This is a genomic window from Paenibacillus sp. QJM3NY_38 (genome assembly GCF_056173265.1).
In genome coordinates, this window is record NZ_CM149665.1 from 678,379 (window position 1) to 702,879 (window position 24,501).

The following is a 24,501-nucleotide window of genomic DNA, read 5'->3' on the forward strand; positions in this document are numbered from 1 at the left end:
TTAACGCCTAATGTGCACCGGAACCTCTTTGCGCCCCTGTTTCATGGGCGACTGGCATAAAGGACAGGCCTTGCTCTCCCGATTCCGTGTGCCTGCAGGGATTCTTGCGTTGACCCGCTGCCAGCCTTTGCAATTGGCGCTGGTGCATAACCACACGTCGACGATCTCTGTCCCGGCGGATGCAGCCTGATGCTGTGGGCTCGGAGCGGAGCTCGAATCTGAACCGATACGTTGGCTCCTCTGACTGGTTGTGCTCACCGTTGCCCGCCCAGTAGAAGAGGGTAGGGAAGAGCGCTTGGTTGAGGTTGAGGTTGAGGTCTCTATGCGGATCGTGCGTTTAGCGCTAAAGGATGTACGGGTCGTTGACCCGCCGACCTTGTTTGGTATACGGTTGCCTTGTTTGCTCTGCTCGTCCGTGACGAACACATCGCGGAAGAAGCGGGAAACCTCCGCTTTTCGTCCCCGGTAAAAGCCTGGCGAACTGACAATCAATTCATCCCGTGCCCTGGTGATAGCGACATAAGCTAATCTGCGCTCCTCTTCCAGTGCATCCAGCGCCTTATCCTCCTTGTCCGACAGCGGACGCTGGTCGTCCCTGCGCTCGGCGTCTAAAGCGGACGTATGCGGCAGAATGCCCTCGCTCGCCCCGATCAGGCACACCGAGGGAAACTCCAGCCCTTTGGATTTATGGATCGTCATTAAGCGGACGGCATCGGCCTGCTCTTCCCGTTTCATGGCGGCCATTTCCTTATGAATGACGATCAGCCGATCGACAAATTCAACGAACTCAGCGATATCGCCAAAACGCTTCGCCGAGGCCTCCAATTCATCCAGTCCTTCCTGTATGAATTCCTTATGGAGGGTGATCTCCTGACGTTCGTCTGCCTCCAGAAATTTGTCGTAGAATTGCCGCCTCATTTCCTGTACGGCTTGAAGGGGCTCCATCGCCTTCAGACTCTTAATGAGCTTAGTGCGATCCCTAATATTCTCGATCTGGAAGTCCTTCAGGCCGGGAAAGGATAGAAGATGCGATAGAGGCCCCTTCTTGGGACGCGGAGCATCCTGCTGCCGGATGAAAGCCATCCCTTTGTCCCGGTTCATGTACAGCGTATGAAGCATGCCCTCCATCGCCGTGAAATTGCGCCGGTCCAGCGACAGCCGCAGATGGTCCATGAGCGGTTTGACGATCCACTGCTCGTAGAACAGATCCCCGTTCTCGTAATGAATGAACGGAATTTCCCGCATTACGAGCTGTTCGAAGATCGCCCGGCTGTTGTTTGCGGTTCGGTATAGAATCGCATGATCGCGGTACTGTTTTCCGTGCTCCCGGACCTGTTCGGTAATATGGGTCAGCAGCAGCTCCGCTTCTTGGTCGGGATCGCCTGGACGAAGATACAGCGGTACGCTGCTGCTCTTGCGGGTAGAGCGCAGCTGCTTGGGACGGCGGCGTTCATTGACACGGATAATTTCATTTCCCAGCCCGACGATCGACGAGAGGGATCGATAGTTGATATCCAGCGTCACCACCTTGGCCCCGGGAAACGTCTGGTCGAATTCCAGAATGAATTCGTTACGCGCGCCATTGAAGCCGTATATGGTCTGGTCATCGTCACCGACAACCATCAGGTTGCGATGCGGGGCGACCATCTTCTTCAGCAGCTCATAGGGCAGCAGTCCGGTATCTTGAAACTCGTCGACCATCACATAACGGTACCGCCTTTGAAGGGAAGCCAGCAATCCGGGATCCTGCGACAGTAGACGGTAGGACAAAACCAGAATATCATCGAAATCCATCTGGCCGTGGTCTTCCTTCCACGCTTCATAACGGGCGAAAATTTGCCTTTGCTCGACTTCCGCAGGTGTTTTGACAGGCAGCTCGTCAAGTCCGGTCATACTCATTCGATGGGCAGACCAGAGCGATAGCAGAGTCTCGGCTTCGTAGCTGTCCTGTAAGCCCATTTCTCGCAGGATGCGCTTCATAATAAATTGCTGATGCCTGGAGTTGCTCAGGATTTCCTGCCTGTAGCCGCGGGTTCGCAGCAAGTATAAGAAGAAGGAATGGAAGGTTCTTGCCGTTACTTTGGCGGTTTCGCTAGCCCGTAACCCGGGAAGCGCCATGATGCGTTCCTTCATCTCGGCTGCCGCTTTGGATGAGAAGGTGACAAGCAGGATGGAAGACGGATCGATCTTCTTGGCCGCAATGAGGTAGCCTGTCCGGCTGACCAGCACGGAGGTCTTCCCGGAGCCGGCGCCTGCAAGCGTAAGCAGCGGTCCTTGCGTATGTCGAACAGCTTGGATTTGGGCGCGGTTCAGCAGCAGCCCTTGTGATTCCAAGCCGCGAAAAAAAGCCGCATCCGGGGCGTCATCGCGGATCAGGTCCTGGCTGTTCTCGAAGGAAGCCAGCTTGGCAAACGGAATATCCTGACGCTCACCGCCGTACGGGCGTTTATAGAAGGGTATGGATGTCATGAATTTCACCAATCATTTCGTATTTCGATTATCGTCCTACCAGTTTACCGGATTCTCGGAAGTCTGGCAAAGCGCAGGATATGGATAAGAGACGTGAGGCGGGTGCTTGATAGACTGATCACGTTACCCCATTTCATTTAATAGTTTTGGATAGTCCATATTACAACTACACTAAGTTACTTGTTGAATGTAGTAACCTATACTCTATTCTATCGATTTCATAAGTTAGTTCCGGAAGAAACTCCTTGGTAACTATATTTAGCGTGTTCTGGTCTATCTCGTTGTATCTAATCTCTGGAACAAAAATAATAAGCGCAAGAATAGAATCCAATAAATCTAAAATAGGTTGCATATACTTCTCTCCATTGCTTGATGTTCTAACCTTATCCAAAATCAAATAAAAGGATTCGCTCGCTAAAGAAATCGGTGGGGCATCCTCTTTTCTTTTAAAATCTCTGAAATGTAGCAATAGTTCATCATTTGTATGCGATTTTATAGTTATATATAAAACCTCGTTGTTCAAATTAAAGCTGGCTTCGGCACCAGCATCTATAACTTTGAATTTTCGAATAAGGCTTTCTCTTGATTGATATATACGATTTATGAACATAGCATTCTCCCTTTCAATTCTAAATCCTTATTAATCTTGAGATCCTTTATTCGTATAGAGACCGTCTCACTAAATATATCTGGAAAGCATCTGACAGCACAATTGCTGATATGAACCAACTTCACATCCGGGAGGAGCGTTATATTATTTAAGGAATGTTCTAAGGAAGAGGCCATGTTCGAGGAGGAATCTCATGCTGGTCGTTATTGCGATTCTGCAGCTCATCATGATTGGCATTTTGCTGAACATCAACGGCAAGCTGAAGCCCCGAGACTATATTGCTGAGGCGATGGAGCGAGATCGTCAAATACGGGAGGAGCGGGAGAGGAAGCGGCAAATGGAGCCATGGTCAAATGAGGCAGGCGCTAGCAGCGCGGATCATTCATGACCTGAATCATTTATATGAATAACAAACACCCGGACTCGAATGTAGGAAGTCCGGGAGATTTGTTGCCCCTATGTGATATTGTACATCGTGTGTAATACTCCATGTGGCATGGTGTGTAATCCGGGGTATGCTTGGATGGCTGGGCACCCTTATTCAAAGTCAGCACGCTTGTAGAAGCAAACGAATTTCGCTAAAAGATCATCACTCGGTCCAGTTCCACAACCGCACTTCCCCGACTCGCAGGTCATGCACCCAGGGTACCTCGCGCAGGGTCAGCAGTTCCTTGACGGGCCCGGTTATGACAGCGCCATAGAGGCGAACGCCGTTTTGTTCCACATAAGCTAAGGAAGCGTCCACGTCTATGAACGGAGCCACCCGATTCGCAATGAGCTCGTACTGCTGCAGAAGACGCAGCGATTTGATGAAGTGTTCATTCCGCAGTTCCCCGTCCCCGTAGGTGTCTATGGAAGGGTAATGTCCGCCGCTGGACACGATTTTGCCGAACCAGCCGCGTTTTTCTTCCTGATAGGAGGTTACCGTCAAATCGTCATGGTGCCAGACGGGATGAGACGGGAAGCCGACAGGATCGGTGATGATTCCATCATGATCGCCGAATCGGTCATTCGGCCCGGTATCCACGGCAAACCAGACAGGCTCCATGTTCCGGTTCTCGAACTGCTTCAGCAGCTCGTCGGTCGAGAAGAAGCGGTTAAACGATACATAAGCCTCGGCCACGGTACCTTCGGGGAGCTTTCCAAGCCTGGACCAGTCACCGCTCTTGGCGGAGGAGGGACTGGTGTTCTGTTCTTTTGACTGTTCCTGGGGAGCTTCGTCTTGGTCGACTGAAGACGCCTTCGCTGGGCTGTCGGGTCGGTAGAAAACCCGTGATGGACTACTGCGTTCGTTCCAGTCCATGTCGACGGACGGCAGCCCGAACAGGAAGTTCACGGTATATTCGCCGACGGTCACTCGTTCTTTCCCCACTTTCTTGTCTATATCCCCATACACCTCCTGCATAAAGAAGACTTTGCCCTGACTGCTTAGTGGAACCTCGATGTTAGGTTGGGAGATCGAGATAGCGGAGGCGATGGCATCCTGGTATTTATCGTTTCGGCTCGGGTCGCCGACACCGTAGAATAACGCTGTACCAATTGAGCTAAGGATCGTTATAGCCAGAATTGCCGATATCACTGTCAGCGCATTCGAGATTCGGGCTTTCCATTTGCCCCTGCGCACGATTCGCTTTTCTTTTTTTGGCGAGAGGCTGGTTGGATCGTTATTGGCATGCGGGGGGATGACATCGCTCGAACGCTCGTTATCCAACATCTCGTTCACGTAAGCCTGGTATTCCTCCAGCTTCTCCATTTCCCGCTCAATTTCGATTTTTTCCTCATCAGTCAGTTTGCCGTCTGCATAATCCTTCAGCCGTTGTTTGAATTCTTCGCTCATAACGACCCATCCTTTCGTTTCATTTCCCGCAGCCGCTGCCTGGCCCGAAATAACGTAATCTTGATATGGGATAAGGTGATACCCATAATATCCGCCGCCTCCTGGTATGTGAATTGATGAAAATCCACCAGAAGCACCGCTTGTCGCTGCTTTTCCGGAATATCGGTTAACATTTGCCCAATTTCTCTTTGGGCTTCTTGCTGGAGCAGGATGTTCTCCGGGGTATGGTGGTCGATCAGCTGATCGAAAAAAACAGCGTCCTTCACGATGCTGCGGCTGGCCTTGCGCTGATAATCGACATAAGCGTTATGGGCGACCCGAAATAACCATGGCTTGATTCGTTCATCCTTCCAATTCTCAAGAAATAGGTAAGCGCGGTAAAAGGTTTCCTGTACCAGGTCTTCGGCCGCATGGTGATCAGATGAGAGGGAGTACAAGTAACGATAAACATCCTTTACGTAATATTGATAAACCGATTCAAGACTGTTCAGTTTCATGTCCTCCCCTCTAAGTAAACACACGTTTAACCAGAGCAAAAAGTTACACTTTCGGCAATAAAGAAACGAAGCTGCGATGTAACACCTTAGTCACAAAAAGCAAAAGCCCGCCAGATGAGCGGGCTTCAAACGTATATAAGGTGATGTAGGACTGTAAGGGGGTTGTATTGCTGGCTGTCGCACCTCATTATATACCATGCAGCGTTACCTCAATTGAATATTCGGATCCAACACGATAATTCGCTGTTCATTCAATGCAGTGTTTAGCAATTTATCCTTCAGCTGCTGCGTGCTGGTTATGACGTCAGGCTGGGTAGACTTGATATCCGTCGTCAGTTTATTCACTAATCGCTCGATCGATAGCATATCCCGATATTCCGGCGGGGAGTAGTCTTCCCAGTATTGATCTTCGCTAATGCCCATCGTATCCAGTATGCGCAATTGCTGTTCTTGCACCTGCCGCGGCTGGGTTTCGAGCGTCTTCCGAAGCTCCTTGGCCCTTTCAATACCATCCTCCAGACTCGCCGCAACGCCTTGTTCGTTGGCCAATTGAAGCATCAATTCCTGCGTTGCCATTTCTTTAAGGAGCGTAGCGTCATCAGGGAGGGGCGCGGTGCTATGCGCGAGGCTATTCTTATAGGCAGTTAAATGGGTATGCGTGATGTAGGTGGAGCCGACTTGAACCAGCGCCTGTCCGTTCATGTTGTCGTTCAAACGATGATGCTGGCCCGAGCGATTCGAAGCATCCGTGAAGAAGAATATGATGCTTACCGTCAGAACGCTGGCCACAGCGATACTGAGAATGGCGATATATTTACGGTTTATTTTCATTCCTGACACCTCTCTTGACAGGGATATATGAAAATGAAGATATAATATAGACGTTTCATCAGCCTGAAAGGTTCTAGAATAACGCGAAAAAAACGCCTGAAGGCACAAGATAATAAGTGCTTTCAGGCGCAAAAGTTACATGATGATGGAGCGACAGGCTTCCGTTGAAACTTACTTACGAAGCAGGCGGGTCTTATGCGCATAGATAATCGCTTTGTCCGCGAGAAATGCCGCGTAGAGGAGCAGGAAGACCGAATAAGGAAATCCGGTGCCGTCCAGGCTCGGAACCAGCCATTCGGCGGCAATAAAATACAGCAGCGTCAGCAGCACCGGGAGCTGCCGTTTCAGATGGTATTTCCAAACCGACCAGATGACGCCGGCAGTCCCGGCAAACAGCATGAGGAGACGGACGGCATCCAATGCGGATTGCACGACCTTTCTGGCCTCCTCGTTTCCGATCGCAGCCGCATATTTGGAGGTGCGGCCGGCATAGATGCTCCGGAAGAGATGGACCAAAGGGTTGCCTTCGATGTACCTCGATTCCAGCCACAGCGAGGCAAGGTTCCACGGACCGGACATATACATCAAACGATTGAAAAGCGGGATGTTCAGCCACCATGGAGATAAGATGAGCAAATAACCTGCGCTAATAAGCAGGAGCCCGCCGGTTACGATTTTGACCGGACTGCGGTACTTGATCCAAAAGGCAATGAACAATACAGGATACAGCAGCGCTTGAAGGTTGTAACAAGCCATTAGCGCTGTAAGCGCGCCGGCAGCTGCGTACCAGCCAGCCTGCTTCAATTCAAGCGCTCCGATGACGGCGCAGACCAGAAGAAGCATTAAGGTCTGCATGGTCGTATCCGGCAGGATCAGCCGGACTGCGCCGTAGGCCGGCCAGAACAGCGCGTAGATCATGCATGACAGAAAAGCGATTCGCGTATTAAACATGTAGCGAGACAGTACGAAAACCAAGTATACGGAAAATGCATGGAAGACGCATTGGAGGAGCTGGTAGGCAATCAGGGCGGCATCCATGCTTCCGAATAAGGCGGTAAGTCCGGCAATCATAAGCGGCACACCGGGCATGACGCTGGAAGCATGGTCTTCCAGGTCTCCACCGGGGTGGCTGATCATGGCCGCACTTTGGATATATCGTTCTTCGATCACGCTGCTTATGCTCGGGGAACGTTCATGAAGACCGGTAAGAACCAGCAGACATGACATAACTAGAACCGCTGCAATCAGTATCAACAGCATCCTTCGCTGCACACGGTTTAACGTCCATATGGAAAACAAAGGGTCCACTCCACTCTTTATATAATCTCTAGGTTTAAATCCGCATTCATCCTCTTCTATATTAAAGAAAAAACGGTGAAATAAAAAGGCTCCGCCAAAACGGAGCCGATAAGTTCAAGTTACGCTGCAGTGATAAGGTCAGTCCCTCTTTTAAAAGCCGCTGTGATACTTATCATTACTGGATGAACGCTTCTTTGACGTCCCGTCCCGCTGCTTCTCTTCCTGGCGCTCCAGTCTGGCGTCTTCCATCGGAATCGGGTCCACATGCTGTTCGCTCTCATGTTTATCGAACAGGCTTTCTTGTTCCGTCGGGTATTGTTCAGGGTGATCCATGTTGCCGGGACCGTTGTGAAGCGGGAGATCCTTTTTCTTGTCAGTCACCGTTTCTCACCTCATTTATCGTTGTGATACTACCTTTATACCTTATTTGGGGAAGTATCAAACATGAAGAGATGATAATAGGAGGGGCATCGGTCTCTTTAAGACGTCTCCGAACCGGCTGCAGGCTGCTGCTGCGCTTCTGCTTTGAGTCTTAAATAACGAATAAACAGCTCAACAAGCTCCGGATCGAATTGCGTGCCTGAGCAGCGGAGCAATTCCTCAATTCCCTCCTCGAAGGTTTTCGTTTTCTGGTAAGGTCGTTCCGTTGTCATCGCGTCAAAGGAATCGATAATGGTCAGCATCCGGCACAGTTTGGGGATTTGGCTGCCCTTGAATCCGTGCGGATATCCCCCGCCATCATATCTTTCATGGTGTAATTCAATGTAAGGAACCAGTTCCTTGAATTTCTCGTTCGTTTCCGCGATGCGCTTACCCCAGCTGACATGCCGTTTGACGGTTTCCCATTCACCGGCCGTGAGCTTGTCCCGTTTGTTCAAGATCCCCCAAGGAATCTCAAGCTTGCCGATATCGTGAATGAGTGCACCGAGTACGAAATTGCGTCGTTCCACACTATCAAGCCCGAGTACTTCGCTGATGTCCATGGCATAGCGGAATACCCGGTTGGAGTGTTTGAACGTATCCACATCTTTATACAAGAACAGCTTCAGCTGCTGCTCGATATCGCGGACGTCCTCCGCGAAGTCGATCTCGGATTCTTTTTCGGCGCCGCTCCCGTATACGTGCACATTATTCTTGCCCTGCTTCTTGGCATAGTACAGCGCCTGATCGGCAAGCTCGACGAGCTGTGACTTGTCATGGATGTCAATCCGATAGGACGCAACGCCGGCAGAGAAGGAGAGACACCCGGATGGGAATATCTCAACGCCGTCAAAATAGGTATCATTCAATTTTTTGCGGAGCCTGTTAATGAAGGAACGTGCTTTATTGTCATCGTAGCCCGGCATTAGAATCGTGAATTCCTCACCGCCGAAACGAGAGGCCACCACTTCAGCCGTTTCGGATTCCACCTTGAGGTAATTGCCGAGAAATCCGAGCAGCATATCCCCTTTCAGGTGACCGAATTGATCGTTGTATTTCTTGAAATCATCGATATCGATCATGGCCAGCGACAATGGCGTCTCATTGGCCTTGGCTTTCTTGATCTCGTCCTCCAGTAAACTTTCAAAATAACTGTGATTATACAGGCTCGTCCGTTGATCCTTGATTGCTTTTTCCTGTACTTCGTTATACATCGTGAACAGCTGTTTAAAGGAATAAGAGAGCATCACACTCAGGCCAATGAATAAGGTGAGGCCGAATACGCCGTTATGTACGATAAGAACGGAGAGGACCAGCGACAGTATGAGCGTACTCAAATAAACGAGCAGGGTGTCCTTAATGAAGGACTTCAGAATGTCGTATAAAGATCCCCGGTATAACAAGTAATAATAAAATCCAAGCAGAAAAACGTTAATAATGAAATAGACGAGCAGGGCGCCAAGGTAAGCCCCAAAATGATCATTGATGATGGGACCCGATTGTCCTCCTGCTGCCTTAAAAACAAACGAGGAACCAACAATCATGAGTGTGTATATGGAGAAATTAACGAAATGCTTCCAAAAAGGGATCTTTCTGTCATAGAGTGCTGTTGCTAGAGTATTAAATAGGATGACCGATAGAGCAAAAGGGGCGCCATATATAAATATGCAAGCTAAATAAACGGAAGAATCCATAGATTGCAAATTACCCTCAGGCGGCAGCTGGAAGGTGAAGTAATTTAATATTAGGGCGGCGCCTAACATTGCGTAAACCCATACCCACTGTGAAGGAGAGTAGTATAAAAATTCTCCTTGATGTACTAGTAGAAAGGTTATACAGCCCATAAGTGAAATGAACACAAAGTACAGCTGTCCCGGAAGTTCCCTGGAAATCTTAGGACGCTTGAATATGGACATAACGGTTTCTCCTCAATTAAAAAGCATGGTGTATTCTCCACATTTTAAGATATATTGCGTCGCAAAACAACGAAAAAGATGTAAAAAAACAGGCTGAGCATTCCAGCCTGTTTTTTTTAGGTGTTTATGTTATCCCAATCTGTATCCGGAAGTCAGAGCGACAACAACGGAAGCAACGATGATCGCATTCAACACGATACGGGAATACTTGATTTTATCAGTTTTCTTCATAGTTCTCCCTCCTTTCCAGGTGGTATGATGTATGATTAATTCTGCGGTTCAGCATGTTCAGTCGTATCGGATTTGCGTATTAAGGTTTGAACATTGGTATTCTTCCCGGAAGTCATAAGATGGACAATGTAGAAGAATATACCGATATTCATGATAATATCTCCGATACTGATTACCTGCGTTCTTGGATAAGGTGGAGATAATGGAATGATGTCACCAAGAAGAGACAGGCGGGTAGAGGCGTCCATTAGATAGTGCTTGGTAGTAGCTGTGGCATCCATTAGCATGTCCACATAAATGGGATCCAGCACGGAGGCTGCGCTCATGGAAACGGGCATTCTGCCACCGTTCACTGCCATGACAAGGAAATTCAGAAAGACACCTGCCAAGATGCTGCCAAAACCTTTCTGATCCCGGTTCATCCAGAGAAAGATCATGCCGGCAACGTAGATGAACATAAAGACGTAGCCGCTTGCAGCTGCCAACCAATCAGAGTTCACTTGAAAGCGGAATATGAGCAGCTGCACAATCAGGAGTATGGGGAAGATTAAGCCGCCCTTCAGACGAATCTTACTGAATTGCTGCAGTCCATGACGGAGTCCGCCGCGTATCAGCCCGACAATTAACCCGAGTATAATGCCGTCAAATACCATGATAGAATTCCTACTTTCATAGTTCATTATCTCTGTTATTAAGATAGTTCGACAGCGAATTGGTAATTCCTGCAACAAAAATCAAATTTTATGGAGAAATTTAGGAAGTCTGATAAAAAGCTTGTCCCTTCCTGTATGAATCTAATGAATTATGTACATTATAACAGATTAAAAGGATAAATCTTCCTACTTTTTTCGTGTTTCTGTTGCAGAAAGAAGCAAATTCTTGAGCTTTACATACTTATGGGGGGTATAGTAAGGTTGAATGGTACAACATTATATGACAGGAGGACGACAGCATGAAACAAGTGACATTGACAGTGGAAGGCATGTCTTGCAACCATTGCGTGAACTCGGTGGAAGGCGCACTGAAGAATGCGGGAGCTTCCGGTAAAGTCGATCTTGCATCCAATACAGTGGCTATCGAATACGACGAAAACAAGGTCAGCCTTGAAGCATTAAAAGAAGCGATTGAAGAGCAAGGCTACGATATCGTGTCATAACGATACATTCCCTGGAATAATCCAAGGCCATGAGCTTTGGCTAAAATAGGAGCCGGCTGCTGTAGGCGATCGACAGCAAGCCGGCTTTTTTGCGCGGTGTCACCTATCGCGTGAACTTGCACTGCCCAAGCCGAAGTTTCATAATAGATGGAACAATGCTTTCAGTCTAAGGAGTGGATACCCCGATGAATGATACCATATCGCTTCTGATGAACCATCGATCGATTCGTAAATATTCGGATCGGCCCGTGTCAGAGGAGCAGCTTAAGGCCGTTGTGGCAGCAGGTCAGATGGCATCAACCTCAAGCAATGTCCAGGCATACAGCGTGATTGCCGTTACCTCTCGAGAGAAGAAGCAGCGGTTGGCCGCTTTAGCGGGAAATCAGGCGTATATTGTGGAATGCCCGGTATTTCTGGTGTGGTGCGCGGATCTGTATCGTTTGAAAAAAAGCGCAGAGGCGCACGTGGTTGATCAAGAGACGTATGAGGATTCGACCGAGAATTTCATCGTGGCGACGGTGGATGCCGCTTTGGCTGCGCAGAATGCCGCGATCGCCGCGGAATCACTTGGTCTTGGCATCGTGTATATAGGCGGGGTCCGCAACTCCATTGCTGAGTTCTCCGAGACTTTGGAACTGCCGGAGCTGGTCTATCCGGTATTTGGCATGTGCCTGGGTTACCCGGATCAGGAGCCGGGGCTTCGTCCTCGGCTTCCGGTGGAGGCTGTTCTGCACCACGACAGCTACAATCGTGCGACTATAGAAGAAGTGAAGAACTACGATCGAACCTCTTCCGAATACTTGTCTCTGCGTACCCATGGCAAAAACAACACGCCGTGGTCGGCGCTTATGGCTAAACGCCTGGCAGAGCCAGTAAGGCTGCACATGAAGGACTTCCTGAAGGGGAAGGGGTTCATGGGGCGTTAGACATGAATAGAGAAAGCGGGGTACAGCGCTCTCGAGGTACGTGCTGCGAACCTGCAGATCCCGATCATCATGCTGATACGGCTGCTCTCGTGGGGAATACTCCGGAGGGCGCGTCTCTAGGAACTAAGCTCGGCCACGGAACTAGGCCGGCCCCGAAACTAGGCCTGGCATGAACCCAAGCCTAGTTCGGAACCAAGCCCGACCGACCTCGGACCCCATCCCGCATCAGCCAGCCTCGGAACAAAGCCTGACTGATGTGGGGTTGGTGGCGTAGGAGGCGAGCAGTGCACCGCAAGTTTAACCTTAGCTTACAAGCCGCAAGCTGGAACGAGTTGCAGCACGGCAGTAGCAGTATCGGACCTCAGATCCGTTATTTGCGCTATGGGCTCGTTTTTGCAGGATCTTTCGGACACACGTTCCGTTAAGTAGCGTATAATCCGAAACATGAGAGCCTTATTCGGTGAATAACGGATTTCTTGTCCGCCACCAATCGAGAAATGGTGCTTTTGATCAAAATAAGGTCCGCTGAGTCCGCAAAAATGTGCAACTATTTTGTACATCGTGCGCACTGCTCCCTGTCGCACGATGCGTTGTTCGGAGCATGCTTGGATGACTCGTCGGCGCTAATCGTGCCGCCATGTACGATGCTTGAACGTAAGTCATAACACATAAAAAAGGGGCTGTCCCAAAAGGTCATGAAATACGACCAAGGGACAGCCCTTTTTTTCAGCGGTCTCCTTTTATATGGAGGTTGCTGATCAGGATGACATGCCGATTTATTTGCCGATGCCCTGCTGACGGTATTGTCCGGGCGTAATCCCTTCAAGCTTCTTGAACATACGATTGAAGTAGGGAGGCTGATATCCGGCGGCCTCCGCAATCTCATGAATGCGAAGATCGGTGGTCAGCAGCAATTCTTTACAGCGGTTCATGCGCACGGTTGTCAGATAGTCTATATAATTCGTGCCCGTCATCTGCTTAAACGCTTTGCTCAGCTGGGATACACTGACGCCGGCTTCCATGGCCATGGCATCCAGGGACAAATCCTGCATCCCGTTTTGCTCGATTTGCTCCAGCACGTTTTCGACCAGCGATTTCATGGAGCTGTTGAAGTTCTTTGTTAACTGATCGAGGTAGGGTTCGATAATTTCTTTCTGAAACCAGGTCACGCAGGCCTTCGGATCCCGAAGCAGGGACAGCTCTTCCTGCAGATTGGAGAAATTGTACACCTGATATGGATTTAAGCCAGCCTGCAGCATAGACCGGTGAACGCTTGTGATTAATCGCATGAGGCCATGGTGGACATGCCACTCCGAGCCTCCCCCGGCCTGAAGCGCCGTTACGAAACGGCTTAGGGAACGCAGCGCATCCCCCTGAAGCCCAAGATTCAAGGTATGAATGAAATCCTGCTCCAATTCCAGCGGAAAATCGATCCAGTCGTTTTTCTGGGAAAGCACGGTTTCCGCTTCCAGCAGCTGACTGCCTGCGTCGAAGGACCGGTAATGCAGCGCCCGCTTGGCCTGTTCGAGAATATGGGGAACATCGGTCCAGGTTGAGCTTGGCCCGCCCAATACGATGGTTGCCGACATGCGGAGCGTATCGCGCAACGCCCGCATGATCTGATCGCACAGCTCCTTCATCAAACGCGATTGTTCATCGGCTTTATGGGAAGCCGGAACGATCAAGATGACGCCGAAGGAGCCGTCGAAGAAGTTAATGGGATGCATATATGCGCTTTTGTCCTCTGCCAGCTCCTGGATCACGTTCAGAGCGGCATACGTGAGAAGATGCTGATCGTTTTCTGTCAGAGGCGTCCGATCCTCCCCGTGAGTGTGCTGCTGAAGCACGATGGCCGAGAACTGTTTATGGGTAATGTCAAGATCCATCTCTTGCAGCTTGAGCACATATTCGGACTCCGTCAGGTGGGCGGCTTGTCCGCTCAAGAATTGATTGATATAAGCCTCCCTGATCGCGGGCAGGGACCGATTCCATTGGCTCTGAAGCGTATCGTGCGAGAACCGGTACTGCTTCCACTCGTGTTCAATATAATCAAGCTCATTGTATCTCGAGCTCGGTTTGGCCTGATCGCCGCCAATCATATTCAGCATCTTGCTGATAGGACGATACATGCTCTTAGAGGCAAACCAGCTTACAGCCAGTGATGCCGCAAGCGCAAAAGCAAAGCAAATCAGGATGATATGAGTATACGGCTTCGTTGGAGCAATGATTTTCGATTGCGGCGTGCCGGAGACATAGGTCCAACTTTGCTGCATTTTTTCGAATTGAACGGTATTCACCAGCAACACATCCTGGTCGACTGGAACCTTCAACCGCAGATGATTCGCACTCCGGGCATTCTCCGGTAGCCTCAGCTGTTCCTGAATCGCGCTCATCGCCTTCGGCATGCTGCGGCTCATGCCCGACTCTCCGATGACGTGGCCATGGTCGTCCAGTAGGAACGAGAGATTCTCGCTATTGCGAATGACGTGCAGCTTCGACGGATCAATATAGATGACAATCGCGCCGTAGGGCGTATGACCGTTGAAGGGAAGTCGCATGACGAGCGCGTGAGAGGATTTATCCTTGTTAAAAGGCCGCTCCAGGTCATGGACCCAAAACATGTCCGTATCTCCTTCCATGAGCCTGTTGAAGTTTAACGCATCCTGTTCCTGATCCAGCGTTCGCAGGCCGAGATCAGGCTCCATGATTTTATTTTGCTTTTTGATATAGAGATAGACCTGATCCACCAGCGGATCGGCATTCTCCACCAGGTTCAGTGTATTGAACAGCTCATTCGTCTCCTCGATATTCGATACAAAGTCCATATCAGACAACGAAGGCTTGAAATGGGGCTTCACCACCATATTGAGGGCGTAGTGGACTAACTGTGTGAATTGCTCGTCTACTTGTCTCGCAGCGTCAACCAGGGCTTCTTCGTTCCGCTGCTGATATTGGTTAATCATATGCTGGTTGCCCACATAAAGGTAGACGGCCGTTATGGCCGAGATGGGGAGGCATGTTAACAAAACGGCAAGCGCGATGCTTCTCCAATACATAACACCTTTGAAAACGGATTCATGATTCTGTTGCCTCATTACTTTAACCCCCTGTTGGCATAGACAAATCAAAGGCTTGATCGAAGCGAGCCGGTAAAATGATTACATACTATCATAGCGAATGAGTGGATGAGTTGAAAAGATCATATCTTCCTAATCGAGTTCGAGTCAACGTTACCGATTAACCGAATCGGACGTTCATTTACCGTGGAAAAAAAGTGCAATACAAGGAAACGAAAGGTTCCACAATGCCGTAGAGACCGAGCTTTCCCTGTGCCGTGCATCGAATGGGAGGGGGATTGAAGCCTGTGGAAAAAAAGTGGAATTGCAGGGAATCCTGCAACCGTTTACATTAGGACTACATTCCGTGAACGGTATGTTGAACGAGATGACAAGGCTGAAAGTGAGGGAGTATCGATGAAAGCACAAGAAACCGTTCAGTCGGCAAAAGGAAGCGGGAGCCCCCCCATTCCCGTGAAATCCAAAACGAAGTGGGGGAGGATATGGTCGGATGTTGTGCGCGACAAGTATTTGTACGTGCTGGCCTTGCCGGGTCTGATCTTTTTTATCATTTTCAAATATATTCCGATTACGAATCTCGTGATTGCCTTCCAGGAGTATTCTCCATACTTTGGAGTGCTCGGAAGCCCTTGGGTAGGATTCGAGCATTTCACTCGGTTCTTCTCCAACGATGATTTCTGGATGCTGCTGCGCAATACGCTGGCGATCAGCTTTCTGAGCTTGATTTTCTTTTTCCCGGCACCGATCATTTTAGCTTTGATGCTGAATGAAGTGCGAAATTCCTTCTATAAGAGGACCATTCAATCCCTGGTGTATATCCCCCATTTTTTATCCTGGGTATTGATCTATGGCCTTACGTACCTCATGTTCTCGCAATCGGAGGGCTTGTTTAATAAGTGGCTCATCTCGATGGATTGGGAGACGATCGATATTCTCTCCAACCCCAACTACTTCTGGGGGATGCTGACGGGACAATCCATCTGGAAGGAAGTCGGGTGGGGAACCATCATCTTTCTCGCGGCCATCGCCGGAGTGGACCCGCAGTTATATGAAGCAGCCGTCATGGACGGCGCGGGCCGTATGAGACGGATGTGGCATATTACCCTGCCCGCGATGCGCAACGTGATCCTGATTCTGTTGATCCTCCGTCTGGGAACGATTCTGGACACGGGGTTCGAACAGATATATCTGATGATGAATGCACCTGTTACCAATGTAGCTGAAGTGTTCGATACCTATGTATACCGGGTGGGGATTCGGCAGGGAGAGTTCAGTTACAGTACGGCTATCGGACTGTTCAAATCGATTGTCGGCGTCATTCTGGTGGTTACGGCCAACCGGTTGGCGAGGCGTTACGGTCAAGAAAGCTTGTACTAAAGGATGGGTGAAGACAAGGAGGAGTAAAGCATGCATGAGAAGGGATGGAAAACCAGGCTGTTCGGTCTTGTGAATAACGGACTGCTGCTGATCATCGGTTTGGCAACGATATTTCCGATTTATTATACCGTTATTTTGTCGTTTACCGATCCGGTGGAGTATTATCAACGAAGCCTGATATTGTGGCCGCGGGTTTGGACGCTGGATGCTTATAAGCATTTACTCTCCAACGGACTGTTTGTCACCTCGATTTCCGTGAGTGTGTTCCTGGCTACGGTCGGCACGCTGCTCAGTCTGCTTGTTACCGGGGGCTTGGCTTATGCGGTGTCCCGCAAACGCCTGCGGTTTCGCAAGGCAATTATGATTATGATCCTAATCACCTTTCTCTTCACGCCGGGATTGGTGCCGCTGTATTTGGTGGTTCGTAATGTGGGACTCATTGACAGCATCTGGTCGCTTATCCTGCCCAGCTTGACCAGCGCATGGTATGTGCTGCTCATGAAGGGATTCTTCGACAGCATTCCGGAAAGTCTGGAGGAAGCCGCGATGATTGACGGTTCGAATGATATCGGCGTATTCTGGAGAATTATTTTGCCTCTGTCGCTGCCGGCGCTGGTCGCTTTCGGATTGTTCTTTGCGGTTGGTTATTGGAATACGTATTTCAACGCATTGATGTTTATTAACGACCAGAAGATGTGGCCGCTGCAAGTATTGCTGCAAAATATGCTTGTGGATCCAACGACGATGGGATCCGGAAGCGGCGGCGGATTCGCCTTCCAAGTGAATCGTCCCGTTCCAACGGAAACGTTGAAGATGGCGGCGGTCGTTATTGCAACCGTGCCGATCATGTTAGTGTATCCATTCCTGCAGAAGCACTTCGCCAAAGGAGCGATGGTAGGCTCTGTCAAGGAATGAATCGATATACGGTTTATCTGACATCATGATCAGTCAGGAGAGAGGTATCATTATAAGGGAGGTCTAATGATGAAAAGAATGGAAACCAAGCCGGGCAAGTCATTTTTAAAAATGTCGGGGGTGCTGCTCTTGGCAAGCTCGCTCTTGCTTAGCGCATGCGGCAGCCGTAACGGAAGTGCACCGAGCGACAACGGAGGCGGAACAGACAGCAGTGAACCTACAAGCATTACGATACAGACCCTGAATTATGCCACCGAATTCATAGACAACACCAATGCACTATGGAAAGAGCTCGAGAAACGCACCAATACCAAGCTGAATATTACGTGGCTGTCGCCGTCCACGGCCGAAGAGAAGATCAATGTCATGCTTGCATCCGGCGATCTTCCAGAGGTTACTTTCGTGGAGACGCTGCAGAACCCACAGCTGCAGAAAATGCTGAAGCAGGGGGTTTTCTGGGATCTGACACCGTTTCTTAAAGACTATCCGAATTTGAACCGCGAAGAATTGAAGGAAATGTGGGAAATCACCAAGGTGGATGGCAAGAACATCGTCATTCCTCGTTATTATCCTAGCTATGGCGGCGGAGTGTTCCCGATGATCCGCAAGGACTGGCTGGATGCCCTTCAGCTGGAAACGCCCAAAACGCTGGATGAGTTCCATAACGTGTTAAAGGCTTTTAAGGAAAAGGATCCGAATGGTAATGGACAGGCCGATGAGATCCCGTATGCCGCTAATCCGAGCGCACTCGCCTATATTTATAATATATTTAATGAAACGCAAGGGTCCTGGAAGCTTCAACCCGATAATACCCTGACTCCGATTATGACGTCGGATGAGTCTAGGGAGGCCATGCTGTGGATCAAAAAAGCATATGATGAGGGCTTGTTCCCCAAAGACTTCGCTATCATGAAGTTCTCGCAGGTAATGGATACGATGCGAAGCGCCAAGGCAGGGGTAGGGGGCATGTCCATGAACCATGCCTGGGTGACCGGCGAAGCCGTGAAGGGCGTTGATCCCAAGGCGGATCTGATGCCGCTTGCTTATTTGGAGAATGCAAACGGGGTGAAGTATACGCCTTCAGGATCGCCATATTATGGAGTATACCTGATTCCGAAGAAAGTGCCGGAGGCGAAAGTGAAGAAAATCCTCGAGTTTTTCGACTATGGTTATAGTCAGGAAGGCAATGAAATGTTGACCTACGGAATCGAAGGGGTCCATTACAATGTAGAGAACGGGAAGAAGGTTGCAACGCCGCAGGCCGCCGTGGATAAGACGGGTGACGGCAACTTGAACAATATGATTCACCTCGTCAGCGACGATATGGCTATCAGTGCGGTAGGGATGCCGGATGAAGTATATGAGCGGAACGTAGAGATCGTCACGGAGCGCAAGACGGTCAAGGTTCCGAATCCTTCGGGAGAGCTGTATTCGGAAGCCTACAACAAATACTATCCCGAGCTTTCCAAGAAAGTGGAGGATATGCGGGTCATGGTCATCACGGGCAAAGAACCGGTTGAATCGTACGATAAACTGATCGAAACAATCAAGAGTGATCCGAAGATGAAGGAAATTACAGACGAGATGTCAAAGGCATATCAGGAGAAGTATGTTAAATAAGTACGCTAATTAAGTACGTTAAATAATGGAACCAAAGAACCACAATGCTTCGGTTGGCATTGTGGTTCTTTGGTGTGAATAACAGAAATAAGCCCCTCCATGTCATATTTCTGATGTCTAATATTGAACATCCTATAATTTTACATTAAAGCATAAAATATTACATGAGGGGAGGATATAAAGTCATGGAAACGAAGGAAGGCATAAAGTTTAGTATCGAGCAAGAACGGCATAAGCTTCATAAGATGAAGCAGCGGTATCGTGATTTTAATCATCCTAAAGTCCTCAGACAATCGATCGTGCTTGATGAGTTGATTAATCAATATAACCGATTTCTTCTTAAAGAGAACAAGCCGATTGCCTAAGCAACCGACTTGAACTGCATGAAGATTCTTTTTTATAGACGGTAAAGTCTCGCGGCGTTCTCATATAAAATCCTGCGGGCTTCAAGTATGGACAGCCCCTTAAGCTCAGCCCATGCCGAAGCCACAGAAGCCGTCAACCGAGGATGGGTCATTTGTCCGGTGAATGGACCTTCGAACGGCCAAGGTCCATCGGTTTCGGTCATGACGAGATGATCCGGATACCTACTTGCCATAGCACGAATTTCTTCCTCATAGAGGATGTCGGGCGTAAAGGAAATATAGTATCCGTTATTTGCCATCCGCTGTAAGGTGTCACGGGAGCCCTTAAACCAATGAAAATGGGCACGAGTGATGCCGTATTTTTCGAGCAAATCACATGCGATATCCGCATCTTCATATACAGCGTGCAGAATCACCGGTTTATGATGCTTCTTAGCAAAAGCTATAAATTGCTCCAACAGATAGGCGTAAGGGCGGTTATCCCAGGGTCGGCCTTCCGATTCAGCCTCCAGCCTGGCGTAATAGGGGAGACCCACCTCTCCTACGGCAACCATCTCATCGGCATGCTCTGCCATCCAATCCAGCAGCTCTTCGGTTTCGTCAGAGGAAGGGAGGGGCTGCTCCGGATGATAACCGAAAGCCGGCCGCACCATCGGTCCGTACTGCCGGGCCAGCTCCAGGTTTCGCTTGCAGGAAGTCAGATGCATGGAGACAGAGATGACGGATTGAACCTCATGATGGCGGATATCCGCGAGAATCGCTTGTTGATCGGATAACGCATAACTGTCCAGATGAATATGTGTGTCGATCAGGGGGAAATTCGCTTCACTCTGCATGAATGACTTCATCGTTATATCACCTCGCTTGCAAGCTTCCACGAAACGCTTTGCCCATCATGGATGTATGTATTGCGCTGGCCTTCACCGGTCAGCGCTTGTGCTGTTCTTCCCGCATGATGGCGGAAATTTCGGTTTTTAATGCGATGAAGGACGGATCCATCAGGATGTTTTCGGGGCGCGGACGGGAGAAAGGGACTTCTACCCGTTTCAAGATGGTTCCGGGCCGTGCTGACAGGATATAGATGCTGTCCGAGAGGAGCAGCGCCTCCTCGATATGGTGGGTAATCATCAGCACCGAACGGCGCGTATCCTCCCAGATATCGAGCAGCCAGCGCTGCATATCACTGCGCGTTAACGCATCCAATGCACTGAACGGTTCGTCCAGGCACATAACTTCCTGCGGACTCATCAGTGCGCGCAGAAAAGCTGCCCGCTGCTGCATTCCTCCAGAGAGGGTGTGCGGATATGCCTTTTCGAAGCCGCTGAGTCCGGCACGTTCCATCCAGCTGCGGGCATGTTCCCTGGCAGTGGCTTTCGAGGTGCCTCGCAGCTCTTCGGGAAGGAGCACATTGTCCTCCACCGTACGCCAAGGGAACAGGGCCGGCTGTTGAGGCATATAGGCGATGCGGCCTTTTTCCCCGGTAACGTCCTTACCATCCATGAGGACAGAGCCCGCATCCGGAGCTGTTAACCCCCCAATGATATGGAAGAGGGTGCTCTTTCCGCTGCCTGAAGGACCGATCAAGGAGACGAATTCCCCGGGCTGTACTTGAAGCGAAAGGCCATCCAGCACATGCACTTCGCTGCGCCGGTCGCGGAAGGTTTTTCGAAGGCTGCGAACCTCGAGGGCAGGTGAGGTTGAGACCGGCGCAGCCGACGGGTCAGCTCCGTCCTGGACCGTCAGGGGTACTTGATGTGTCATATCGACAAATGGCCTCCTATCATATAAGATTCGAAACATCTATTCACGGGGACTCAACCTTTTCGATTCCAGCGGATGAGCCGCTTCTCCAGCAGAGTGATCAGCAGCACCATCAGCAGGCTGAGCAGGACGATGACCAGGATGGCAACAAACACCCGATCCGTGCGATAGCCGGATTTTTGCAGCATCATGTAGTAGCCGATTCCCCGGTCCGAGCCGATCCATTCCCCGATAACCGCACCCATGACCGAATAGGTAGCCGCAATTCGAATCCCGGAGAAGATGGAGGGAAGGGCATGCGGCAGCTCCAGCTTGCTGAAAATTTGCCATGAGGTAGCCCCCGCCATCTGCATGTAATTCATCATGGTTCGGTCAGTACGGGCCAGTCCGTCCAGGGCCGCAACAGCAACGGGGAAGAAGCAGACCAGCGTAATCACGATAACCTTGGGCAGCATGCCGAAGCCGAACCAAATCATGAGAAGCGGGGCTAGGGCGATTGTCGGCACATTCTGGCTAAGAATAAGAAGCGGATAAAGAGCGGTTTTGAGAAAAGGCACCATGTGCAGTGCCAGCGAGATGACTAGACCGATCGCCGTACCGATCATAAATCCGACCAGGGTTAATTGCAGGGTGGCCGCTGTATGCTGGAAGAGACCGGAAGCTCCGGTAACGGCCTCATGCCCGATGGCCGTCGGCGCAGGCAGAATAAAAGGTTCAATGTCGAATATGGATACTGCGGCCTGCCATACCACCAAAAAGAAGAGGACCGCCACAACGGGCGGCCAAACCGAACTCCACCAGCTTCTCATGGACGGTATTTCTCAGTCAGCTTATCCATGCTGATGCCGCTGGGGTGATGGGCGATTTTGACTTGGGATATGATGCTGGGACTTCCCGCATTCACCAGCGCTTCATGCATGCGCTCCACGATTTTGAGCAGTTCGGCGAGCTCACCTTCCATGGTCGTTTCGAGTGCATGAACCTCGTATTTCACGCCTGATTCCTGAATGACCTTAATCGCTTCATCTACATAAGGGATGCTGTCGGCCCCGTTTGGCGTTCTCGGTATCACTTGAATGCTCAAAAGTGTATTCGCCATGTAAACTCATCCTTTCGTGCAAGCTATATTGATGGAAGAGAGCAGCCTGCTGCAAAGGCCGTCTCTCTTCTTTTTAAATAGAAATAACCTTATGGCTGCTCCGGTAAAAAATCATTGGTGAATGCGCGGTCCGCATCAAGTTCCTTCTCCAGCAGCTTGCGCTCAAACATCCAGTCGGCATATCCTGACCATACTTCGGCTTTCTGCTCGCCCCAGCGGGATGCATCATCCTGATAACGGGGGCTCAGCCATTTCTGGCTGGCGAGAACCAGTTCGGCATCCAAGTCAGGAACCGCCTTCGTAAGCAGAGCTGCCGCATCTTCAGGATGTTGAATCGCATAGTCGTATCCTTTTGAAGTCGCCCGCATGAACGCTTTGATAAGCTCAGGGTCCTCCTGGATCAGCTTCTCGTTCGTCACGATTACCGGTGTGTAATAATCAAGCTGCTCGGAGTAGTCCTTCACATAAATCATGTCAAGCGGCTCATTGCGAAGCTCGGCTTCAATCCCCGTCCAAGCATAGAAGATCCAGGCAAAATCAATGTCGCGTTTGACGGCCGTAAAATAATCGGCATCGCCCATATTGACCATATTCACCTTGCTGACATCGGCGCCATCGATCTCCATGATGGATTTCATGACGGCTTCCTCCACAGGTGAGCCCCAGCCGCCATAGGATTTTCCTTCAAAATCGCCTGCCTTCACGATGCCTTTGTCCTTGGGGGCGGCAAAGCCGGACGTATTATGCTGAATGATTGCTGCAATGGAAACGAGCGGCAATCCTTGCGTTCTGGCCAGCGTTACGCCTTCCTGATAACTGATGCCAAACGGCACGTTTCCGGATGCGACCAGCGTATCCGTTCCGCCTGCTCCCGGCTGGACGATCTGGACATTAAGCCCTTCTTCCTCATAATACCCAAGCTCCTTCGCTGCATACAGGCCGGTGTGATTCGTATTGGCGGACCAATCGAGCATCAGCTGCACGTCACGGAGTTTCCCGGAAGTCTGACTGCCTTCACCTTCGGCACCTGTCTTCTTGTTCTGTTCGCTTGTACCGCATCCGGACGCGAACATAAGCAGGACGCAAGCGAGAAGCAGCGGAATCCATCTTCCCTTCTTCATCGTTTCTTCTCTCCTTTAAGTTCTCTTTCTATTACCTCGCAACTCCACAAAAAAAACGCCCTGATGATATCAGGACGCATGACGGCGTAAGTGTATACCACGGCAAATAAATAGCTGCCGCAAACATGGGCTTCCTACGCTGGCATTACCCAGATCAGGTGTAAGGGTCAGTATCATATCGGATACACTCTCAGCCGGCCATATCCCAGCTCCCCCGGTATTTATGAAGTTTCGATCATTACATCCGCTATTATAGTCCTAACACACCAGACCTGTCTAGTTCGAAGAGGTACGAACGGGGCAGGTCTTTGCTTAGAACACTTATGCAAGGGGAAACATTAATTGATCCTATGAACCTTTCACGAGATAAAGTATTTGAATAAGGCTTCTACGTAGAGGTTAGCGCTGGAAGAACTCAATCCATTCCCCTTCGGGACCATGTACGAAGAAATAACGGAAACCATTCGGGAGCGTCACGATTTCCTCGTCCAAGTGAGGAACGTCAAGTCCTTGAACCCGGGCATATTCCTCTTCAATGTTGTCCGTGCTGACTGCAAAATGATGAACGGTGCCCTCGGCTGGCAGCGTGTCGCTGTATCCCTGAATAAGCTCGACTTCCGTCTCGTTGCTGCCATTAAACCCGAGGAACGCCAGCTGGATGACGCCATTCGTATGGGTCAGGCGATTCTTTAGTTCTAGTCCGACTACGGATGTATAGAAGGCGATTGTAGCTTCTAGGTCCCGGACAACAATACCGACATGATCTAAGCGTTTCTGTGACATGGTTCAACACCCTTTCCGATCTATATGAGATATGACTGAAATGTTATCACATAATCCCTATACGTCAAGTGGGAGTTGTGTTCATGCAGGGGCTGATAAAGATGATTTTTCTTTCATTTCCTCATCTTTACTTTTGGATGGGTAAAAAGTATCATGAGAAATAGAAAGATTAATTCAAAAGACCTAACATA

24 protein-coding genes and 1 riboswitch are annotated in these 24,501 nt (G+C 49.9%); of the genes, 7 read left to right on the forward strand and 17 right to left on the reverse strand.

Annotation, left to right across the window (positions count from 1 at the left end):
* Both AC0VZ8_RS02995 and AC0VZ8_RS03000 read right to left on the reverse strand, forming a co-directional pair.
* Window positions 1–2,469 carry a UvrD-helicase domain-containing protein gene (locus AC0VZ8_RS02995; protein WP_475486011.1) on the reverse strand — a complete coding sequence of 823 codons (2,469 nt, stop codon included), beginning with the start codon at window positions 2,467–2,469 and terminating at the stop codon, window positions 1–3.
* A 166-nt stretch (window positions 2,470–2,635) separates the two neighbouring features.
* The gene (locus tag AC0VZ8_RS03000) at window positions 2,636–3,079 is read right to left on the reverse strand and encodes a hypothetical protein (protein WP_475486012.1); all 444 of its coding nucleotides are present in this window, start codon (window positions 3,077–3,079) and stop codon (window positions 2,636–2,638) included.
* A 193-nt stretch (window positions 3,080–3,272) separates the two neighbouring features.
* Between AC0VZ8_RS03000 and AC0VZ8_RS03005 the strand changes: the two genes are divergently transcribed.
* Window positions 3,273–3,467, forward strand: coding sequence for a hypothetical protein (locus AC0VZ8_RS03005; protein WP_475486013.1), 195 nt, complete (start codon window positions 3,273–3,275; stop codon window positions 3,465–3,467).
* Between the two features lie 201 nt (window positions 3,468–3,668).
* On the opposite strand, the gene AC0VZ8_RS03010 is transcribed toward AC0VZ8_RS03005, so the two are convergent.
* The 7 genes from AC0VZ8_RS03010 to AC0VZ8_RS03040 all read right to left on the reverse strand — a co-directional run bounded on the left by AC0VZ8_RS03010 (window position 3,669) and on the right by AC0VZ8_RS03040 (window position 10,763).
* Window positions 3,669–4,916, reverse strand: a complete 1,248-nt coding sequence (locus AC0VZ8_RS03010; RefSeq protein WP_475486014.1) for an anti sigma factor C-terminal domain-containing protein — start codon at window positions 4,914–4,916, stop codon at window positions 3,669–3,671.
* Window positions 4,913–5,413, reverse strand: coding sequence for a sigma-70 family RNA polymerase sigma factor (locus AC0VZ8_RS03015; protein WP_071222209.1), 501 nt, complete (start codon window positions 5,411–5,413; stop codon window positions 4,913–4,915). Before AC0VZ8_RS03015 ends, AC0VZ8_RS03010 begins: the two co-directional genes overlap by 4 nt.
* Window positions 5,414–5,617: 204 nt before the next feature.
* Window positions 5,618–6,244, reverse strand: coding sequence for a hypothetical protein (locus tag AC0VZ8_RS03020; RefSeq protein WP_475486015.1), 627 nt, complete (start codon window positions 6,242–6,244; stop codon window positions 5,618–5,620).
* A 171-nt stretch (window positions 6,245–6,415) separates the two neighbouring features.
* A complete protein-coding gene (locus AC0VZ8_RS03025; protein WP_071222207.1) occupies window positions 6,416–7,543 on the reverse strand; it encodes an ArnT family glycosyltransferase in 1,128 nt (375 codons plus the stop codon).
* 150 nt (window positions 7,544–7,693) lie between these two features.
* Entirely contained in the window at window positions 7,694–7,924 is a 231-nt protein-coding gene (locus AC0VZ8_RS03030; RefSeq protein ID WP_216532720.1) for a hypothetical protein, read from the reverse strand.
* A gap of 98 nt (window positions 7,925–8,022) precedes the next feature.
* Window positions 8,023–9,879: a bifunctional diguanylate cyclase/phosphohydrolase gene (locus AC0VZ8_RS03035; RefSeq protein ID WP_475486016.1), complete on the reverse strand. Its 1,857-nt coding sequence runs from the start codon at window positions 9,877–9,879 to the stop codon at window positions 8,023–8,025.
* Between the two features lie 266 nt (window positions 9,880–10,145).
* Window positions 10,146–10,763 (reverse strand): DUF5317 domain-containing protein, encoded by a 618-nt coding sequence (locus tag AC0VZ8_RS03040; RefSeq protein ID WP_071222205.1) that lies wholly within the window; start codon window positions 10,761–10,763, stop codon window positions 10,146–10,148.
* A gap of 299 nt (window positions 10,764–11,062) precedes the next feature.
* Between AC0VZ8_RS03040 and AC0VZ8_RS03045 the strand changes: the two genes are divergently transcribed.
* Window positions 11,063–11,266: a cation transporter gene (locus AC0VZ8_RS03045; protein ID WP_071222204.1), complete on the forward strand. Its 204-nt coding sequence runs from the start codon at window positions 11,063–11,065 to the stop codon at window positions 11,264–11,266.
* Between the two features lie 185 nt (window positions 11,267–11,451).
* Window positions 11,452–12,192 (forward strand): oxygen-insensitive NADPH nitroreductase, encoded by a 741-nt coding sequence (gene nfsA, locus AC0VZ8_RS03050; RefSeq protein ID WP_475486017.1) that lies wholly within the window; start codon window positions 11,452–11,454, stop codon window positions 12,190–12,192.
* 308 nt (window positions 12,193–12,500) lie between these two features.
* Here the strand turns inward: nfsA and AC0VZ8_RS03055 are convergent, their stop codons facing one another.
* Both AC0VZ8_RS03055 and AC0VZ8_RS03060 read right to left on the reverse strand, forming a co-directional pair.
* Window positions 12,501–12,752: a hypothetical protein gene (locus AC0VZ8_RS03055; protein WP_475486018.1), complete on the reverse strand. Its 252-nt coding sequence runs from the start codon at window positions 12,750–12,752 to the stop codon at window positions 12,501–12,503.
* A 216-nt stretch (window positions 12,753–12,968) separates the two neighbouring features.
* The gene (locus AC0VZ8_RS03060; RefSeq protein WP_475486019.1) at window positions 12,969–15,287 is read right to left on the reverse strand and encodes a helix-turn-helix domain-containing protein; all 2,319 of its coding nucleotides are present in this window, start codon (window positions 15,285–15,287) and stop codon (window positions 12,969–12,971) included.
* A 378-nt stretch (window positions 15,288–15,665) separates the two neighbouring features.
* Between AC0VZ8_RS03060 and AC0VZ8_RS03065 the strand changes: the two genes are divergently transcribed.
* The 4 genes from AC0VZ8_RS03065 (at window position 15,666) to AC0VZ8_RS03080 (ending at window position 19,546) form a co-directional block, all read left to right on the forward strand.
* Entirely contained in the window at window positions 15,666–16,646 is a 981-nt protein-coding gene (locus AC0VZ8_RS03065) for an ABC transporter permease (RefSeq protein WP_113059293.1), read from the forward strand.
* 30 nt (window positions 16,647–16,676) lie between these two features.
* Complete coding sequence (locus tag AC0VZ8_RS03070; RefSeq protein ID WP_071222199.1) at window positions 16,677–17,561, forward strand: carbohydrate ABC transporter permease; 885 nt, start codon at window positions 16,677–16,679, stop codon at window positions 17,559–17,561.
* Between the two features lie 66 nt (window positions 17,562–17,627).
* Entirely contained in the window at window positions 17,628–19,181 is a 1,554-nt protein-coding gene (locus AC0VZ8_RS03075) for an extracellular solute-binding protein (protein ID WP_475486020.1), read from the forward strand.
* A 185-nt stretch (window positions 19,182–19,366) separates the two neighbouring features.
* A complete protein-coding gene (locus AC0VZ8_RS03080) occupies window positions 19,367–19,546 on the forward strand; it encodes an aspartyl-phosphate phosphatase Spo0E family protein (protein ID WP_071222198.1) in 180 nt (59 codons plus the stop codon).
* Between the two features lie 32 nt (window positions 19,547–19,578).
* Here AC0VZ8_RS03080 and AC0VZ8_RS03085 read toward each other — a convergent pair whose 3' ends face one another.
* From AC0VZ8_RS03085 to AC0VZ8_RS03110, 6 genes are all read right to left on the reverse strand, one after another.
* Window positions 19,579–20,394 carry a TatD family hydrolase gene (locus AC0VZ8_RS03085; protein ID WP_475486021.1) on the reverse strand — a complete coding sequence of 272 codons (816 nt, stop codon included), beginning with the start codon at window positions 20,392–20,394 and terminating at the stop codon, window positions 19,579–19,581.
* 79 nt (window positions 20,395–20,473) lie between these two features.
* Complete coding sequence (locus AC0VZ8_RS03090; protein WP_260066473.1) at window positions 20,474–21,307, reverse strand: ABC transporter ATP-binding protein; 834 nt, start codon at window positions 21,305–21,307, stop codon at window positions 20,474–20,476.
* Window positions 21,308–21,360: 53 nt separating this feature from the next.
* Window positions 21,361–22,116, reverse strand: coding sequence for an ABC transporter permease (locus AC0VZ8_RS03095; RefSeq protein WP_220686712.1), 756 nt, complete (start codon window positions 22,114–22,116; stop codon window positions 21,361–21,363).
* Window positions 22,113–22,406 carry an MTH1187 family thiamine-binding protein gene (locus tag AC0VZ8_RS03100; protein WP_071222195.1) on the reverse strand — a complete coding sequence of 98 codons (294 nt, stop codon included), beginning with the start codon at window positions 22,404–22,406 and terminating at the stop codon, window positions 22,113–22,115. Before AC0VZ8_RS03100 ends, AC0VZ8_RS03095 begins: the two co-directional genes overlap by 4 nt.
* Before the next feature lie 89 nt (window positions 22,407–22,495).
* Window positions 22,496–23,527 (reverse strand): ABC transporter substrate-binding protein, encoded by a 1,032-nt coding sequence (locus AC0VZ8_RS03105; protein WP_475486022.1) that lies wholly within the window; start codon window positions 23,525–23,527, stop codon window positions 22,496–22,498.
* A 114-nt stretch (window positions 23,528–23,641) separates the two neighbouring features.
* Window positions 23,642–23,753, reverse strand: a riboswitch (TPP riboswitch).
* A 173-nt stretch (window positions 23,754–23,926) separates the two neighbouring features.
* On the reverse strand, window positions 23,927–24,310 hold the full coding sequence (locus AC0VZ8_RS03110) for a VOC family protein (RefSeq protein ID WP_071222193.1): 384 nt from the start codon (window positions 24,308–24,310) through the stop codon (window positions 23,927–23,929).
* Window positions 24,311–24,501: the final 191 nt, after the last annotated feature.

What these genes read in the sequence shown, in the direction of transcription:
- AC0VZ8_RS02995 (WP_475486011.1), bottom strand. Translation starts at nt 2,469, where the DNA reads ATGACATCCATACCCTTCTATAAACGCCCGTACGGCGGTGAGCGTCAG.
- AC0VZ8_RS03000 (WP_475486012.1), bottom strand. Translation starts at nt 3,079, where the DNA reads ATGTTCATAAATCGTATATATCAATCAAGAGAAAGCCTTATTCGAAAA.
- AC0VZ8_RS03005 (WP_475486013.1), top strand. Translation starts at nt 3,273, where the DNA reads ATGCTGGTCGTTATTGCGATTCTGCAGCTCATCATGATTGGCATTTTG.
- AC0VZ8_RS03010 (WP_475486014.1), bottom strand. Translation starts at nt 4,916, where the DNA reads ATGAGCGAAGAATTCAAACAACGGCTGAAGGATTATGCAGACGGCAAA.
- AC0VZ8_RS03015 (WP_071222209.1), bottom strand. Translation starts at nt 5,413, where the DNA reads ATGAAACTGAACAGTCTTGAATCGGTTTATCAATATTACGTAAAGGAT.
- AC0VZ8_RS03020 (WP_475486015.1), bottom strand. Translation starts at nt 6,244, where the DNA reads ATGAAAATAAACCGTAAATATATCGCCATTCTCAGTATCGCTGTGGCC.
- AC0VZ8_RS03035 (WP_475486016.1), bottom strand. Translation starts at nt 9,879, where the DNA reads ATGTCCATATTCAAGCGTCCTAAGATTTCCAGGGAACTTCCGGGACAG.
- AC0VZ8_RS03040 (WP_071222205.1), bottom strand. Translation starts at nt 10,763, where the DNA reads ATGGTATTTGACGGCATTATACTCGGGTTAATTGTCGGGCTGATACGC.
- AC0VZ8_RS03045 (WP_071222204.1), top strand. Translation starts at nt 11,063, where the DNA reads ATGAAACAAGTGACATTGACAGTGGAAGGCATGTCTTGCAACCATTGC.
- nfsA (WP_475486017.1), top strand. Translation starts at nt 11,452, where the DNA reads ATGAATGATACCATATCGCTTCTGATGAACCATCGATCGATTCGTAAA.
- AC0VZ8_RS03055 (WP_475486018.1), bottom strand. Translation starts at nt 12,752, where the DNA reads ATGTACAAAATAGTTGCACATTTTTGCGGACTCAGCGGACCTTATTTT.
- AC0VZ8_RS03060 (WP_475486019.1), bottom strand. Translation starts at nt 15,287, where the DNA reads ATGAGGCAACAGAATCATGAATCCGTTTTCAAAGGTGTTATGTATTGG.
- AC0VZ8_RS03065 (WP_113059293.1), top strand. Translation starts at nt 15,666, where the DNA reads ATGAAAGCACAAGAAACCGTTCAGTCGGCAAAAGGAAGCGGGAGCCCC.
- AC0VZ8_RS03070 (WP_071222199.1), top strand. Translation starts at nt 16,677, where the DNA reads ATGCATGAGAAGGGATGGAAAACCAGGCTGTTCGGTCTTGTGAATAAC.
- AC0VZ8_RS03075 (WP_475486020.1), top strand. Translation starts at nt 17,628, where the DNA reads ATGATGAAAAGAATGGAAACCAAGCCGGGCAAGTCATTTTTAAAAATG.
- AC0VZ8_RS03080 (WP_071222198.1), top strand. Translation starts at nt 19,367, where the DNA reads ATGGAAACGAAGGAAGGCATAAAGTTTAGTATCGAGCAAGAACGGCAT.
- AC0VZ8_RS03085 (WP_475486021.1), bottom strand. Translation starts at nt 20,394, where the DNA reads ATGAAGTCATTCATGCAGAGTGAAGCGAATTTCCCCCTGATCGACACA.
- AC0VZ8_RS03090 (WP_260066473.1), bottom strand. Translation starts at nt 21,307, where the DNA reads ATGACACATCAAGTACCCCTGACGGTCCAGGACGGAGCTGACCCGTCG.
- AC0VZ8_RS03095 (WP_220686712.1), bottom strand. Translation starts at nt 22,116, where the DNA reads ATGAGAAGCTGGTGGAGTTCGGTTTGGCCGCCCGTTGTGGCGGTCCTC.
- AC0VZ8_RS03100 (WP_071222195.1), bottom strand. Translation starts at nt 22,406, where the DNA reads ATGGCGAATACACTTTTGAGCATTCAAGTGATACCGAGAACGCCAAAC.
- AC0VZ8_RS03105 (WP_475486022.1), bottom strand. Translation starts at nt 23,527, where the DNA reads ATGAAGAAGGGAAGATGGATTCCGCTGCTTCTCGCTTGCGTCCTGCTT.
- AC0VZ8_RS03110 (WP_071222193.1), bottom strand. Translation starts at nt 24,310, where the DNA reads ATGTCACAGAAACGCTTAGATCATGTCGGTATTGTTGTCCGGGACCTA.